The organism is Psychrobacter sp. 1Y11, from assembly GCF_052259045.1.
Taxonomy (GTDB): domain Bacteria; phylum Pseudomonadota; class Gammaproteobacteria; order Pseudomonadales; family Moraxellaceae; genus Psychrobacter.
Window position 1 is genome coordinate 1 of sequence record NZ_JBQQER010000008.1, and the last position, 15706, is coordinate 15706.

Annotated in this window: 12 protein-coding genes; 6 read left to right on the forward strand and 6 right to left on the reverse strand. The window is 43.5% G+C overall.

All coding sequences use genetic code 11. The features are described from left to right. Positions 1 to 152: 152 nt before the first annotated feature. Positions 153 to 1697 (forward strand): surface lipoprotein assembly modifier, encoded by a 1545-nt coding sequence (locus ACTXGJ_RS08430; protein WP_443565650.1) that lies wholly within the window; start codon positions 153 to 155, stop codon positions 1695 to 1697. Positions 1698 to 1791: 94 nt separating this feature from the next. Here the strand turns inward: ACTXGJ_RS08430 and putP are convergent, their stop codons facing one another. Then, positions 1792 to 3291: a sodium/proline symporter PutP gene (gene putP, locus ACTXGJ_RS08435; protein ID WP_439243837.1), complete on the reverse strand. Its 1500-nt coding sequence runs from the start codon at positions 3289 to 3291 to the stop codon at positions 1792 to 1794. 782 nt (positions 3292 to 4073) lie between these two features. Further along, positions 4074 to 4946 carry a LysR family transcriptional regulator gene (locus ACTXGJ_RS08440; protein ID WP_439243838.1) on the reverse strand — a complete coding sequence of 291 codons (873 nt, stop codon included), beginning with the start codon at positions 4944 to 4946 and terminating at the stop codon, positions 4074 to 4076. A gap of 321 nt (positions 4947 to 5267) precedes the next feature. Between ACTXGJ_RS08440 and leuC the strand changes: the two genes are divergently transcribed. From leuC to ACTXGJ_RS08465, 5 genes are all read left to right on the forward strand, one after another. Further along, positions 5268 to 6686: a 3-isopropylmalate dehydratase large subunit gene (leuC, locus tag ACTXGJ_RS08445; RefSeq protein WP_439243840.1), complete on the forward strand. Its 1419-nt coding sequence runs from the start codon at positions 5268 to 5270 to the stop codon at positions 6684 to 6686. A gap of 375 nt (positions 6687 to 7061) precedes the next feature. Continuing rightward, entirely contained in the window at positions 7062 to 7712 is a 651-nt protein-coding gene (gene leuD / locus ACTXGJ_RS08450) for a 3-isopropylmalate dehydratase small subunit (protein ID WP_439243842.1), read from the forward strand. A 197-nt stretch (positions 7713 to 7909) separates the two neighbouring features. Then, positions 7910 to 8572 carry a hypothetical protein gene (locus ACTXGJ_RS08455; RefSeq protein ID WP_439243843.1) on the forward strand — a complete coding sequence of 221 codons (663 nt, stop codon included), beginning with the start codon at positions 7910 to 7912 and terminating at the stop codon, positions 8570 to 8572. A 107-nt stretch (positions 8573 to 8679) separates the two neighbouring features. Further along, positions 8680 to 9783: a 3-isopropylmalate dehydrogenase gene (gene leuB, locus ACTXGJ_RS08460; RefSeq protein ID WP_443565651.1), complete on the forward strand. Its 1104-nt coding sequence runs from the start codon at positions 8680 to 8682 to the stop codon at positions 9781 to 9783. Between the two features lie 287 nt (positions 9784 to 10070). Then, complete coding sequence (locus ACTXGJ_RS08465; RefSeq protein ID WP_443565653.1) at positions 10071 to 11165, forward strand: L,D-transpeptidase family protein; 1095 nt, start codon at positions 10071 to 10073, stop codon at positions 11163 to 11165. 193 nt (positions 11166 to 11358) lie between these two features. Here ACTXGJ_RS08465 and infA read toward each other — a convergent pair whose 3' ends face one another. The 4 genes from infA to ACTXGJ_RS08485 all read right to left on the reverse strand — a co-directional run bounded on the left by infA (position 11359) and on the right by ACTXGJ_RS08485 (position 15697). Next, complete coding sequence (gene infA / locus ACTXGJ_RS08470) at positions 11359 to 11583, reverse strand: translation initiation factor IF-1 (protein ID WP_019671605.1); 225 nt, start codon at positions 11581 to 11583, stop codon at positions 11359 to 11361. A 142-nt stretch (positions 11584 to 11725) separates the two neighbouring features. After that, positions 11726 to 12610, reverse strand: a complete 885-nt coding sequence (truA, locus tag ACTXGJ_RS08475) for a tRNA pseudouridine(38-40) synthase TruA (protein WP_443565654.1) — start codon at positions 12608 to 12610, stop codon at positions 11726 to 11728. 59 nt (positions 12611 to 12669) lie between these two features. Then, the gene (locus ACTXGJ_RS08480) at positions 12670 to 13776 is read right to left on the reverse strand and encodes an asparaginase (RefSeq protein WP_443565655.1); all 1107 of its coding nucleotides are present in this window, start codon (positions 13774 to 13776) and stop codon (positions 12670 to 12672) included. Positions 13777 to 13939: 163 nt separating this feature from the next. Then, the gene (locus tag ACTXGJ_RS08485; RefSeq protein ID WP_443565657.1) at positions 13940 to 15697 is read right to left on the reverse strand and encodes a FimV/HubP family polar landmark protein; all 1758 of its coding nucleotides are present in this window, start codon (positions 15695 to 15697) and stop codon (positions 13940 to 13942) included. Positions 15698 to 15706 lie beyond the last annotated feature (9 nt).

A 15706-nucleotide genomic window follows, 5' to 3' on the forward strand; every position in this document is an offset into this window, starting at 1 on the left:
GTACCTTTGGGGCTACAAAGCAATAAAGTAATATGACTATATAAAGCAAAGAAAAAAGCGCTCTAGGGCGCTTTTTTCTCGCTTAATTTACCAAAATCCCTTACGATGATTGAGCTCAACAGATTAATGATTGTATTTTGTTAAGGACAACTATGACTATCCGATATACACTGAAACCAATAACACTGTCTGTCTCACTTGCGATGATGAGTTTGTCTTTGCCAGCACTAGCAGCAGATCCAGAGATTGATAATATTATAGAACCTGAAATCGACCAAGTGGCTGAACTTCTAAAAAGAGAAAATCAAACAGCGCTATCGGACCCAACAGCGCCTTCTACAGTAGTCTCAAGTGAAGAAGCTGAAAAGGCAATAAACAGTCGTCAGCGACTTGCTGCAGCCCAGGCTTATAATTTAGAAACTCTTAAAGCAAACCCTGTGATGTTCAGTCAGTTTTTGAATACCGCCTTAGCTGCGCAAGACATGAAAACGGTAAAAGAGCTACTACCTCACTACAAGGCACTTGAACAAAACGACCCGATGCTAATTAAGTTTGCTGATGCTCTGGTATATCGTAGCGAAGCCAAAAACAAGCAGGCGATTGCTATTTATAAAGAAATGTTAGCAGCGGATCCGGACTTTCATCCGGTGCGCTTGAATATGGCAATAGCACTACAAGCGGACAAACAATACGCCGCTGCGAAAGAACAACTGACTAAGCTGCAAGCTGTGGAACTGCCAGCACCAGTAATGGCAACAATAAAAAGAGCATTAGCAAGTATAGAAAATCTTGAAGAATGGCAATTTAATGCTTCTGCTAGTTATATTAGAGATGACAATGTCAACGATGCACCTACCAATAATATTCAAACGCAATTTGGTAACTCCGTAAAGCCAATAACTGCTAATGGGCTACAAATCTCCGCTAGCGCCAATAAACGCTACAACTTACCTGATAATTTTTATGCAACGCTTGGCGGCAATGCATCTCTTAAAGGGTATTGGGATGAAAGCCAATATAACGATTATCTAATTACCGCTTCGACAGGTATTGGTTATGACGATGCAAAGAATGATATTTCAATCACGCCTTTTGTGACTAAAAGATTTTATAGTGAGGAACCTTATAGTTGGCGTAAAGGGATCACTGTCAATGGTTCTCGCTGGGTCAAGCCTAAACTTAAACTATCAGCCACCACTATCTTCTCTAATGAAACCATTGATGATGATATTGATGATAAAAGAGAGGTAGATGGTCGGTTTCTCGGTTTAAATGCATTTTATATCAAGGATGCAAAAGAGTATTTTTATGGTGGCCTAGGCAATTACCGCAACGATGCGCCAAAATCGAATGTTCTCAGCTATGATCGAAATTCAGTAAATGTAGGTTGGGGCCGTGAATGGAAACAAGGTATCTCAACGCTAGCCACTGCCGGATATGCGGTGAAAGAATATGACGACATCACAGGTGACTACGCACCAGGTAGTTTTTATTATACTGCGGTCGGTGGTAAGTATGGCACAGATAGAAAAGATAAAACCACTTCGTTAGGCTTACAAGTATGGAAACGCGACTTCACTCTGTATGGCCTGACGCCAAGACTAGTGTTTGATTATGATAAAACATCAAGTAATTTTGACTATTATGATGATCGTGATGAGAAAACGGCAACGATACTATTAACCAAGACTTTTTAGATCTTTTAAAGCTCATTACTAACCAAACAAAACCCTCGCTATTATTAAATAGCGAGGGTTATTTTTATACTAAAATAATGACTAAGCGTTACGGTTATTTATGCAGATTAAGCTCCATCTCTTTGAAGGTAGCGCTAACCGAAGGCTTAGGACCGCCAGTCATCATACTGACCACAAAGATGGCGATAGTGCTTAACACAAAGCCTGGAACAATAGCGTATAACCAGCTATTAAGCGCCATGCCATTCATCTCAAATGGACCGTAGATCCATAGTATTACCGTTAAGGCACCAACGACCATACCAGCGACAGCGCCGTTACGGTTCATACCGCGCCAGATTAAGCTGAAGATAACTAGAGGTCCAAAGGCTGCTCCGAAGCCTGCCCAAGCGTTAGACACTAGGTTAAGTACTGAGCTATCAGGATCTGATGCTAACATAATAGAAACGACAGCAACGGCTATCACAGAGAGACGACCGACTAACACTTGGCGCGACTCTGGCGCTTTTTTATCTAAGAACAGCTTATAAACATCCTTAGTCAACGAGCTTGATACCACTAACAGCTGCGAGGAGATGGTACTCATAATAGCGGCCAAAATAGCTGCTAATAAGAAGCCGGACACTAACGGGGTAAATAGAAACTGGGTAAAGACCAAAAAGATAGTCTCAGGATCATCTAAGGTCATTGCCGTTCTTTGTACATAAGCACGACCGGCAAAACCAGTCATCAAAGAACCAATCAAACTAATCACCATCCAGCTCATACCGATGTTACGCGCCGTTGGTACATCTTTGACCGAGCGTATCGCCATAAAGCGGACGATGATATGTGGCTGACCGAAATAGCCTAAGCCCCATGCTAGTAAAGAGATGATACCAAGGAAAGTCATGCCGCTAAACACATTCAGTAGGCTAGGATCAATGTTGCCTACAATTTGTGAGGCATTAGAAACCCCGCCCAAATCGGTAAAGGCAACAATAGGCACAATAACCATAGCAAAGAGCATAATCACCCCTTGCACAAAGTCAGTCATCGATACCGCTAAAAAACCACCGAATAGGGTATAAGCGACAACGACGCCGGCAGTAACCCACAGGCCAGTGCTATAAGATAGGTTCAGTGAGCTCTCAAACAGTTTACCGCCGCCCACTAAGCTGGCTGCGGTGTATACGGTAAAGAACAGAATGATGACAATCGCTGAGAAAACCCGCAATAGGTGCGACTTGTCCTCAAAACGGTTGGCAAAATAATCAGGAAGGGTAATAGCGTTACCGGCAACCTCGGTATAGACCCGCAGCCGCGGTGCGACGATAATATAGTTCAGTAAAGCGCCTAAAGTCAGACCTAGCGCAATCCAAACACTCACCACCCCGTCAGCATACATGTAACCGGGCAGACCTAAGAGCAACCAACCAGACATATCGGAGGCACCAGCGGACAATGCTGTTACGGCAGGGCCTAAACTACGGCCGCCCAACATATAACCTTCGGTGTCATTGGCTTGCTTAAAGTAAGCATAAATACCGATACCGATCATTACTAAAAAATAGGCGCCAAGCGAGATGAGGACGCCACTCGAAACTCCATTCATATAAACAGTCCTTAACCAACAGTGTTGGCTGTTATTATATTTCACTATCGAGATACAAAATAGAAACTCGGTACAAAAAGTGATATCTAAAAACAATAAAAGCCATTAGATATCTCGTAATGGCTTTGCACTTATTAACTTTGTATTTATCAATAAGTGATTACTTTTGACTTTACAGGATTGATATAATCACAGTCAGCTACAAGCTCACATCAATAGATGAAAAATGAGTAGCTTTTAATTTATTCCAGTGAAGGATATCAATCGTTTAAAACCGTCAGTTTTACCATACGTTTATCGATATAACTTTAAAAGCAGATAATTAGCTTTCACTTTCAGTTGTATGAGTTATCTCACTCAAAAACATAAATGAAACTGACTGCTAATACTGCTGTTTTCAATTATCGCTCTTAATACTTAAGCGTACCTTGAATCAATAGCACTTCAAATTAATGATATTGTCAGTTACTTCTAACTTTAGTGTTAATCGCTAAATCAATTGACAGTAGCTATAAAATAGATCAGTTCAAAACCTTACGCGAGTAATGCTGTAGCATTAATTAAGATTGCGTAATTATCACTGAAGTAACTGTATGTTAAAAGTTCATACGAAATAATTATAACGTATCGCAATATCAATTACTAATCATAGATTTTATGCCATTAGCTTTACGTAAGCCGTTCGAATTACTTCCAACCATAAAATAACTATAAAAAAAACGTGACCTTTTGGATCACGTTTATCGCATTTGTTACGTCTATATTGCTAACGTTATCATGAATTAATCAATAGGTGCAAGTAGCTCTAATAGCGCCTCGACACTACTAGAGCGCGTCAGTTTGGGGTTAATAACCACACCTAGATAGCGTTGTAGCTCGATATTGTCCGCCATATTGATACGCTCTAAGTCTTGGCTTATCAGGGTCTGCGGCAGTACCGACCAGCCTAATCCTACAGAAACGAGCATACGAATAGACTCGAGCGGATTAGTGCTCATAGTGGCATAAGGCTTGAGGTTATGTTTAGCAAATTCAGCCAAAGTAATTTGACTAGTAAAGGTATTGGCAGAAGGTAAAATAGCCGGATAATGCGCTAGCTGCTCTAAAGTGACGTTGGTCTTTTTAGCTAAAGGCGATAAAGTGCCGGTCATGAAGTACAGCGGATCTGACCATAGCGTATGATAAGTTAGGCGCTTATCGTAGACAGGCGGTAGGGTTAAGAAGGCCAGTGACAAATTACCATCGAGAACGGCTTTGTGCGCCTCCTCAGAATCGACAAAATGCACTTCTAACTGGACTGCCGGATAACTTTGAATAAAATGCTTGAGCACCGGCGCCAAGTGATGTAGGCCAATATGATGGCTAGTACCAATCACCAGTTTGCCTGAGACGACTTGTTCTGAGTGCTGTAGATTGATTTTAAAGTTATCGTAATCATCTAGCCAACGTCTAGCATGGGGCAGCATCTCATTCGCGGCTTGTGTGGGTACGATACCTCGTCCAACCGTATCAAATAGAGTGATATTGAATTCATCTTCTAAGTTTTTGATACGTTTGCTTACGGCAGGCTGAGTGATGAACAGCTTTTCTGCTGCTCCAGAGATACTGCCTGTTTGCATAACGGTGACAAACGTTGTCAAATTGGTGGTGTTCAAACCGGTATCCTTAGCTATATGTAGAGCTATAATTAAAAGTTGGCTAACCCAATCATAATTTATTAGAAATATAAGTTTGGGAATAGATAAAAATCATCAATTATTATTATAGGATTAGGCTGTTATAATCACAAGAGATGAACCCGCTTTTTAACACTTTTACTTTGTTATTTTTGTTAATTATTAAGTTTAGCAAATAAATAGTTATTAATTGAAAAGACTAAGCCGTTAACAATTTAGCTTATAAGGTATAATTAAGATATTAGCGTTCAGTATAGACGCTTACTAATTAAAGCTTAGCAACCGAAAAAGGATAGCTACATGGCCGCTCAAACATTATACGACAAACTTTGGAATGCTCACGAAGTCAGCAAGCGTGATGATGGTTCTAGCCTTATTTATATCGACCGTCATCTACTGCATGAAGTGACTAGCCCGCAAGCTTTTGAGGGTTTAGAGCTTGCCAATAGAGCGCCGTGGCGTCTGTCTGCTAATATCGCTAGCCCAGACCATAACGTCCCGACTGTGACCAAAGAGCGTTTAGAAGGCGTAGAAGGAATTAAGGATAAAGTATCGCGCTTGCAAGTGGTCACGCTTGATGATAACTGCGCTAAGTTCAATATTGCTGAATTCACTATCAATGATGCGCGTCAAGGTATCTTACATGTGGTGGGTCCTGAGCAAGGTCTCGTTTTGCCGGGTATGACAGTGGTATGTGGGGATTCACATACGGCTACTCATGGTGCGCTTGGCTGCCTAGCACATGGTATCGGCACCTCTGAAGTTGAGCATGTCTTAGCCACGCAATGCTTGATCACCAAAAAAATGAAAAACATGCAGATACGTGTCACCGGCGAGCTTGGAGCAGGGGTCACTTCTAAAGATGTCGTGTTAGCGATTATCGCTAAGATCGGTACCGCCGGCGGCAATGGTCATGCCATCGAATTTGCCGGTCAAGTCTTTGAAGAGATGAGCATGGAGGGCCGGATGACAGTCTGTAACATGGCGATTGAGGCAGGAGCGCGCGTCGGTATGGTGGCGGTCGATGACACCACTATTGATTATGTCAAAGGTCGTCCTTATGCGCCAACTGATGAGCAGTGGCAGCAAGCAGAAAGCTACTGGCGTACTTTATATTCAGATGCTGATGCGGTGTTCGATACCGTTGTTGAGATTGATGGTAGCCAGATTGCTCCGCAAGTCTCTTGGGGCACCTCCCCTGAGATGGTCGTTGATATCACTCAATCCATTCCGACGCCAGAGCAAGCGGCAGATGCCACTCAAGAAGAAGGCTGGATGCGCGCTTATACTTATATGGGTCTTGAGGCAGGTCAGCCGATCACTGATATTCAGCTTGATCGTATCTTTATTGGCTCTTGTACCAACTCGCGTATCGAAGATTTGCGCGATGCTGCGGCGGTGATTAAAGGCCGTAAAGTCGCTGACACGGTTAAAGAGGCGATCGTCGTTGCTGGCTCTGGCCAAGTCAAATTGCAGGCCGAGGCAGAAGGCTTAGATACGTTATTTACTGACGCGGGCTTTGAATGGCGTGAGCCGGGTTGCTCGATGTGCCTGGCCATGAATGCCGATAAGCTTGAGCCTGGGGAGCACTGCGCCTCGACTTCTAACCGTAACTTTGAAGGGCGTCAAGGTAATGGCGGGCGCACGCATCTAGTCAGTCCGGCGATGGCGACAGCGGCAGCATTGGCCGGTCACTTTGTCGATGTACGTACTTTTTAAGGTGCGTCAAAAATAATGGTTAAATTTAAGGTAACTAGAGATTCGGTTTGTATGGGTGATGATGTTGACGCGCCTCATAGCGCTGAGTTCAACCTAGATCCCACACTACCTTTAAAAGAATTGATAATCATAATTTTAAATAAATATCAGTTAGCCAGTGTTGCAACTCCTATAGTCTACTGGATATGCAGAATAAACAGGATTCATGTGGCTACTATTATGGTGACCGAGGAATTAGTTAGAAAAATCAATTTTGTAGAGGATAGTGTGGTCGAGTTTTCTCTAACAAACCAAGTTCATTTTAAGTACACCTATTAAATTTTATCTAGTGTAACGATTCGGGTTAATCTCACAAGAAATAGAACAGGAAATACTATGCAAGCTTATAACATTCAAACGGGCATCGTTTGCCCTTTAGATCGCTCAAATGTCGATACCGATCAGATTATCCCTAAACAATTCTTAAAATCTATTAAGCGTACCGGTTTTGGGGTGAATTTATTTGATGATTGGCGCTACCTTGATGAAGGGTTTCCGGGGCAAGATAATAGTAAACGCCCAATAAATCCTGATTTTGTCTTAAATCAACCGCGCTATCAGGGCGCAACTATCTTGCTGGCGCGTAAAAACTTTGGCTGCGGTTCTAGTCGCGAGCATGCGCCTTGGGCACTCTCAGAATACGGCTTTCGTACCGTGATCGCGCCAAGCTTTGCCGATATCTTTTATAACAACTGCTTTAAGAACGGTATGTTGCCGATTATTTTGGATGAAACTATCGTCGATAAACTAATGACTACTACGCAAGCTAATGAAGGCTATGAGCTAACCGCTGACCTTGAGCGCCAAGTGGTAATCACCCCAACAGGCGAAGAGTACTCGTTTGAGGTCGATGAGTTTCGCAAACATTGTTTGTTAAACGGTTTGGACGATATCGGTCTAACCTTGCAGCAAAGCGATGCTATCAAAGACTATGAGCATAAAATGATGCAAAAAACGCCTTGGATATTCAATCAGGTACACGCTTAACCTAAATTCTCAGTATCACTAATCAGTGATTATGACCCATGCTGATAACCTATATTGATAAGTAGTACCGAGAGTAGCTACTATTATTAATACAAGTATTAATAATAGTTATACAGTAAGCAATACTGTGTTGAGTTATAGCGGTGAGATAGCTATTATAAAAGCAACTTTATAATTCACAAAAAGTAGCCGTCATTATGAAAAAAACACGTTTTGTTGCTTATGTTAGTGCCACTCTTGCTATGAGTGCACTGTTATCAAGTTGTCAGCTTTTTACCGGTTATCAGCAGATAGAAGAAGCCGATAGTGCAGATAATTGGTCAGGAACGATTTATCCGGTGGCAGGTGAGACCAACATTGCTTGCTTGGGTACTTATCATTGCGAGATTACCCGCATCGACCAGACGCCCATTATTTCAGCAGAAACGCATCAGCCCGTTGATGGTAATATAGTGATAGTAAGACCTGATAAAGACAAGACGTCATTAGTCGATAATAAGTCGGTCAAGCTAGTACCGTTATCGGCGTCTGGCATCTCTGGGCTCACTAATTATTATGCCCGTGTAAAGCCTATTAAACGCGAAGTACAAGTGAACTTTTATCCTGAAGATAATTTAAGTTATGTTGAGCGCTTTACCGTTATTCATGAGTTCGTTGCGGGTACTTATCAGCTGCGTGCTTATAAGTTACAGCCTGAGCAAAAAGATAGCAGCTTATTATCTAGCGCTTCACCAAACCCTCTGTGCATCGAGCTGATCCAAGACGGCAATATCGAGCGTCGTTTCTGTAAGCAAGCCGATACCGAGCGCCAGGGCGAGTTTGTAGAAACAGGCTTATTTGATGACACGGCTACGAGTTAATCACGAGTTAGCCAGTCTATAACGTTTTATTAAAAGCTCCGATTCACATAAATAATTAAGTTTTATAAACTCTAGTTTTATAAGAATATTCACAAACAAGGAAAAGTATGGCCACTATCTTGACACTAGCAGGCGATGGCATCGGTCCTGAGATTATGACTCAAGCTATCGATATCCTTAAAGCGACCAATGATAAATTCGATTTGGGCTTGACCCTTGAGTCAGGGCTCCTTGGTGGTGCGGCAATTGATGCGACTGGTGAACCGTTACCAGAAGAGACTTTAAGACAGGCTCTCGCGGCTGATGCAGTGCTGCTAGGCGCGGTTGGTGGCCCTAAGTGGGACAGTATCGAGCGCAGCAAACGTCCTGAGCGTGGCCTGCTAAAGATTCGTAGCGAGCTTGGCTTGTTTGCTAATTTGCGTGTCGCTAAGCTTTATCCGCAGCTGGTGAATGCTTCGAGTATCAAAGCTGACATTATCTCGGGGCTAGACTTATTGATCGTCCGTGAGCTGACCGGCGGTATCTATTTTGGTGAGCCACGCGGCATCCGTACTTTAGATAATGGTGAGCAGCAAGGCTATAACACTATGGTCTATAGCACCAGCGAAATTGAGCGTATAGGCAAAGTAGCATTTGAGATGGCGCAGACCCGCGCCCAAACCAGCGGTAAACGCGCTAAAATCTGCTCAGTCGATAAAGCCAATGTGTTAGAGGTGACTGAGCTGTGGAAGCAGACGATGATCAAGATGCAAAAAGCAGACTATAGCGATGTCGAGTTATCGCATATGTACGCTGACAACGCTTGTATGCAGCTCATAAATGACCCTAAGCAGTTCGATGTGATGGTCACCGGCAACATGTTCGGTGATATTCTATCCGACGAAGCCGCTATGCTCACAGGCTCTATCGGTATGCTGCCATCAGCGAGCCTTGATGAAGAGGGTAAAGGCATGTATGAGCCTTGCCATGGTTCAGCTCCTGATATCGCGGGACAAGATAAAGCCAATCCGCTCGCGACAATTCTATCTGTGGCGATGATGCTACGTTACACCTTTAAGCAAGAGACAGCCGCACAAGCCATAGAGCAAGCGGTAAGCGATGTATTAGATGATGGACTGCGTACGGTTGATATCTTGGATAAAAACGAAAGTGGCCTGACGCAAGTGGGTTGTCGTCAAATGGGTGAGGCCGTATTGGCCAAATTGGTATAGCTGTTTTGTTAGAGTGATAGCCTATATTTGAAGATGATTACAGCTCTTTTAGCCTATAAATCGTTTCACGGTTTATAGGTTTTTTTTGGCCAAAATAAATCACTTATAAAGGCTTACTTAATAAGCTGTGATTTACATAGATACTGTATGAGTAGACCGTTATTAACACAATGGGCTTATATGCTGACATAGGGTTGTGGCATTATTATTGAGGTGTTTATTTTGATAAATACTTTCACAATAATAAAAAATCATTATAAGATTTTATTGAATATTAGAGGAAACCTATGTCTCAACTAACCAAAATTACTAGCGCTATGCTAGCTAGCGGCTTATCTACTGTATTATTTATGAGTCCAGCGCTAGCCGCTACTAGCAACGATACTAGCCCCGTCACTAATGGTATCAGTCAAAATATTGACACCAATAAAGCAGCTAGCAAGGCGACAGCTGAATCTCTCAATGAGCTATTACCAACCATTAACTATACGACAGAGGGCTTATCTAAGTCTGCAAAAAAGATAAATACCGTCAATTGGAAAGAGGGAGCAAAGATAGATCGCGAAGTCGGCACCCGCTTGCAAGCGCTATTGAATTGGAACCATAGCGGCGTCGGTTCAGTGGATGGTTACTGGGGTAAAAATACTCGTAAAGCTATGCAAGCTTTTCAAAAAGCCAATGGCTTGAATATCACTGACAAGCTCAGTGCCGAGACTTGGGATGCGCTGATGGCGAGCGAAACGCTAGCCCGGCAACCGGTGCTAGTCCGTTACGAGCTGACTCCCGATGATGTGAACATCAAAACGACCACTATTCCAGCCGGAGCAGAAGCGAAGTCTAAGCTTGAAGGTATGTATTATGAAAGCGTACTTGAAGCATTAGCAGAGAAGTTTCATATGAGTGACAGTTACCTCAAGTCCTTAAACCCGCAAGCGAGCTTTGAGGCTGGCGAGACCATTACCGTCTATAACCCAGGTAATCCTAATACTACGCCTGTGAGCCGCGTGGTTGCGGATAAAACTACCGAAACTCTATATGCCTATGACGATCAAGGCAATCTCGTTGCCAGCTATCCTACTACGGTAGGCAGCACCGCAACGCCTTCACCGACGGGTACCCATGAAGTACAAGTGAAAGTTAACGGACCGAACTACACTTATACGGGCGATAACGGAGAGAAGTTTATCATTCCACCAGGCCCTAATAATCCAGTTGGAAAAGTTTGGATTGGCCTGACAAAGCCCTCCTATGGTATTCATGGTTCGCCAGATCCTGATCGCATCAGTCGCCAAGCCTCAGCAGGCTGTGTGCGCTTAACTAATTGGGACGCGCTAGCTTTGTTAGGAGTTATCAATGATGATGCTACGGTAGAGTTTAAGTGATTTTACGGTAAAACATGAAGTTAATTAAATTCTTGAGCTAAAATTTTGAACAAAAAAATACCGCTAATAATCGTATTAGCGGTATTTTTTATAATAGCAGGGGTTTAAACAGACTTAATACTCTAGGCTAGATCTAAGTTTAGAGGAGATAAAAATAATAGAATCAATCAGTTAGCGTCAGAGCCCCAAAGGATTAATTTTTACCACGGTAAGTAATACGACCTTTAGTCAAGTCATAAGGGGTCATCTCGACTTTGACTTTATCACCAGTCAAAATACGAATGTAATGCTTACGCATTTTACCAGAGATATGCGCAATGATTTCGTGTCCGTTTTCTAAACGAACCTTAAACAGAGTGTTTGGCAAGGTATCGATAACTTCGCCTTCAAACTCGATAATATCGTCTTTTTTAGCCATAATTTATATCAATCAATGAAAAATAAGCCAATATTATACGTAAGTTTGGCGATTAAAGCAATATGGCAGCGGGTTTTTGCTTGACAGCGTTTAGTGGTTATGTATGTCAAATTATAATTGAGCTTTAATATTTAGATAAGAGTTAATTTGGCAGATTAAGCCAAGCCGGGGTCAGCGGCTCTTTAGGGAAAAGCGACTGGTATTCCTCAGGGTAGTAAGCTTTTACAAAATAAAGTCCATCACCGGCAGCGGTAGGCGGGGCGATAGTGCGATCTTTTTTCGCTAAAATAGCTAAGAAGTCCTCCGGCTGCAGCTCATGACGACCGATAGCGTACAGCGTACCCATTAAATTACGTACCATATGATGCAAAAAGCCATCAGCTTGAATATCAAAAACAATAAAGGCACCATGAGCAAATAGCTTGGCATGGCTGACGGTACGCACCGGCTTATTGGACTGACAGGCTGCAGCGCGAAAGCTTGTGAAGTCATGCGTGCCGACTATAGACTTAGCGGCTAGCTGCATTGAGGCTAGATCTAATGGCTCATGAATGTGAGTCACTTGATGGTTTAAGATAGCCGGACGCGTGTCTTGATTAAGGGTAACATAACGATAACGCCGAGCAATGGCTTTAAAGCGCGCATGAAAATCAGCGGGCATAGGCTGGATCCAGCGCAGGGCAATATCATCGGGCAGTAGGCTATTGACGCCGCGCAGCCAATTACGAGTTGGCCGGTAGGCGCGAGTGACGAAATGAGCGACCATATTGCTCGCGTGCACCCCTGAATCTGTACGCCCTGCAGCGACGACTTCTACTGTCTCATTGGCGACTTTGCTAATGGCAGTTTCTAGGACTTGCTGGACGCCTATGACCTCTTTTTGCCGTTGCCAACCATAATAGTGAGTCCCCAAAAACTCGATAGCTATCGCCAAGGTGTAAGTAGAGGTGCCTTCATCGAGTGTGTTTTGGCTAGGCTCATCTTGTTTAACTATCCGCTGAGCGTTATCTGCTAAAGAGTCGGTCATAATAGGTGAGGTGCTTAGGTTGTATAGGTTGTATAGATTGTATAGGTTTAAGATTGGTTTTAGCGCTGACGACTCGTAGAAGTTCCTGCCTGGTTGACGCTATAAGTCCAGCGCTTACGTCTGCGGGCAGGGGTGTCATAACGCAGTAGTAACCACAGTAAACGCGCGTAGATAGCAGGGAGGGTTAGCCGTCCACCAGCGATGACGTGATAATCATATTGCCAACTGCCAGCGGCGTAACTGGCACTGACACCGCCAAACGGACATTGACTAGCGCAGACGACCATATGGCCTTGTTTATAAGCGGCTTGTAGCGCCTCGGCAAGCTGCGGCGAATAAGGAACGTTACCGCTGCCAAACCCTAATAAGATAATAGCGCATGGTGGTTTAGCGAGGAGTGATTGTAGCTGCTCGCTGAGCACGCTTGGATCATTAGGCAAGCAGTAGAGAGCATGGACGTAAGCCTGCAGCGGCTGATCTTGCACCGCTGTCAAAACCTCTTGCTGATCATCAAGCCAATGCTGACGGCGAGTGTCTGCTAGTTTATCTATATAACTATTATCAGGGTAGGCGGCGCGATGATGACCTGTAAAAGCCATAAAGTCATGACTGTGAATTTTTTGAACGGTTTGTGCAGGCCAAGATTCACCGCCAAAACATATCTTGACTCCTGACTGCCCTGCTGCCGCTAAGCGTAGAGCCTCACGAAAATTATCCCAAGCATCGCTATGGCTGTCGATTTCATAAGCGTGCAGCTCTTCGCTATCTAGTAGCGGCCGCATGCTGCCCGTGAGGATGATACTGATGTCAGAACCGGCAAAAGCTTCTGCTAAAAATGCCCCTAAATAGCTTAAAGTGTCAGTACCTGTGATCAGCACAAACTGGCGCGTACCCATGGCATAAGCCGAAAGTAAAAGGGTGTAAAAGTGTACGAAGTCGCTAGGCGTTAATTGGCTACTGTCTTTGATAAGCGAGTTATCTAACCAAGAAAACGCCGGTAAAAAAGCTGCGTCATCGTGGTCAAAGACAAGCTGCTGCAAGGCTGGCAAGAACACTTCGGCGGCAAGTGGCGCTAAGGGTCGCCCATAACTACCAAAGGTGCCGCCCGCATAAATCAGCTGTATAGACTGTGAGTTGGGGGATGATAACGTGGAACGTGAGGTCATAATAAGGTCGCAAACTACTGATAAATAGTGTGAGTAATGGGTTGTGTTCACAAGCGTAATATAGGCTAGGACATTTATGCTCTAGCCCTAATAAACTCTCTTTCTTTCAAAGCGATGACATATACTAGTTACGCGTGGCTGTTTTGTATTTAATAGCCGTAGTTTATACTGTGCGCTCTAATAGCGCTTGTGCTTGGGCTTGTTGATCACTACTACCTTGAGCGATAACTTCGCTGAGTAAACGTTTGGCGCTGTCATACTCACCTAGCTCCAAATATTTAGCCGCTAAATCTAGAGTGATTTGTTGATTATCTAAATCATTAACAAAGTCAAAATCAGCGGCGAACTGAGCAGCAAAATCTGTATTATCTGTTTTGTCCTCTGTGACTACTGGGCTAACTGTAGTGGCAGCGTCTTCTAAGATAGAGTCATCAAGACTAAAATTATCCTCAAATGGTGTCTCGTCATCGAACATCAAGGGAGGGATCGTCTCAGTTGCGCTTGGCTTATCCTCAATAGGCTGCGAGTCCGTTAAATCAAAGTCAAAACTCTCTAAATCGGTAGTTGTGGTCTTGCTAGCGTCTGCTGGCGACGCGGATGATAGGGTTTCTTCTACTGCAAACGCATTGATGTCATTTACTGTATCTTGGGCGTCTGCTTGCTCTAAACTATCTAGTGATAAAGCGTCTGGTTGCAGATCACTTGAACTCTCATCGTCTAAACTTAAATCAAAATCAAAACTAGAAGCGTTCACTGTCTCTTCTGCAACAGGAAGCTCAGAAATAGAAAGTTCAGAGTCGCCAAAAGTATCGTTACTTGTATCAGTACTTGTATCCGTACTTATGACAGTATCACTATTCGAGGGACTATCTGGCGCTAAATCATCAAAATCTAGTACGAAATCCTCCTGCAAATTAGCATTTTGACTCTCGGTTTGCTTAATTCCCACCGTATCAGTGCTCAAAGATTCAGTCGCTGACGGCGCATCAAAATCAAGGCTAAAATCTTCATTAGGGCTACGATCTTCGCTGATGGGGTTGACGCTATCGATGCTCTCGAGGCTAGTGTCAGAGTGCGTAGGTGCAGTAGCGCTCTCGTTCTCAGAATGCTCATCTAAGCTCAAAGCATGGCTATCTAAGCCAGTATTATTAACAGATAAATTGTTAGCTGTATTATCAGCAGCTTCATCAAAGCTATCATTTTCTAGATCATCTAAGGTCAGATCAAAGATAGCGTCGACATTGTTATTGCTACTCGCATCATCAAAAGAGCCTGCTAATGGAGTGGAAGATACAAGGTCTGAGTCAGTGAAGTTCGCATCAGCATTCGCAGCAGTCTCTTGAAAACTGTTATTTCTATTTTCTTGAAGCGTCTGCGTTTCATTCGGTACGCTTGCGATATCGAAATCCAGACTTTCATAATCTGATTTCACTGTGTGCCCAGCATCGCTACTATTAATATCGGTACGTGCTTGTAAAGGCGTCTGACTATGCTCTTGGTCAAATAGTGCTCTTAGCTCTTTAGCTTGAGCGATAGTAACCGCATCGCCATGAGCATTGATAGCGTCAAAAGTCCTATAAAAGCTCTCAGTCTGCGTAGTAAGGGCGTAGATATTGAGAAGCTTTAGTGACAGCTTAGCATCATGGGGCTTTTGGGTCAGACCGCGCTCTAGTACCTCGATTGCTTTGTCGTAACGCTGCTGATCGATAAAACGCTCAGCTACAGTCAAGCTATCGAACTTAGTCGCGCCCGCTGCCATACTGGTACGAGCCGTATCATAGTCGGTAGGCGCGCGCTTAGTTTTGGACTGAGCGTCATCGATATATCTAGCGGTTGGCTGCGCTTTTTGCCTACGCATAATCAACACAGCTATCAGTAAAACAATGATTAGTCCTGCAACGATATATAGCATATTATCCATAATAATTCC

Excerpts from the sequence above, each read along its gene's own strand:
- ACTXGJ_RS08465 (WP_443565653.1), top strand. The coding sequence starts at position 10,071 with ATGTCTCAACTAACCAAAATTACTAGCGCTATGCTAGCTAGCGGCTTA.
- ACTXGJ_RS08485 (WP_443565657.1), bottom strand. The coding sequence starts at position 15,697 with ATGGATAATATGCTATATATCGTTGCAGGACTAATCATTGTTTTACTG.
- leuC (WP_439243840.1), top strand. The coding sequence starts at position 5,268 with ATGGCCGCTCAAACATTATACGACAAACTTTGGAATGCTCACGAAGTC.
- ACTXGJ_RS08480 (WP_443565655.1), bottom strand. The coding sequence starts at position 13,776 with ATGACCTCACGTTCCACGTTATCATCCCCCAACTCACAGTCTATACAG.
- truA (WP_443565654.1), bottom strand. The coding sequence starts at position 12,610 with ATGACCGACTCTTTAGCAGATAACGCTCAGCGGATAGTTAAACAAGAT.
- leuD (WP_439243842.1), top strand. The coding sequence starts at position 7,062 with ATGCAAGCTTATAACATTCAAACGGGCATCGTTTGCCCTTTAGATCGC.
- infA (WP_019671605.1), bottom strand. The coding sequence starts at position 11,583 with ATGGCTAAAAAAGACGATATTATCGAGTTTGAAGGCGAAGTTATCGAT.
- putP (WP_439243837.1), bottom strand. The coding sequence starts at position 3,291 with ATGAATGGAGTTTCGAGTGGCGTCCTCATCTCGCTTGGCGCCTATTTT.
- leuB (WP_443565651.1), top strand. The coding sequence starts at position 8,680 with ATGGCCACTATCTTGACACTAGCAGGCGATGGCATCGGTCCTGAGATT.
- ACTXGJ_RS08455 (WP_439243843.1), top strand. The coding sequence starts at position 7,910 with ATGAAAAAAACACGTTTTGTTGCTTATGTTAGTGCCACTCTTGCTATG.
- ACTXGJ_RS08430 (WP_443565650.1), top strand. The coding sequence starts at position 153 with ATGACTATCCGATATACACTGAAACCAATAACACTGTCTGTCTCACTT.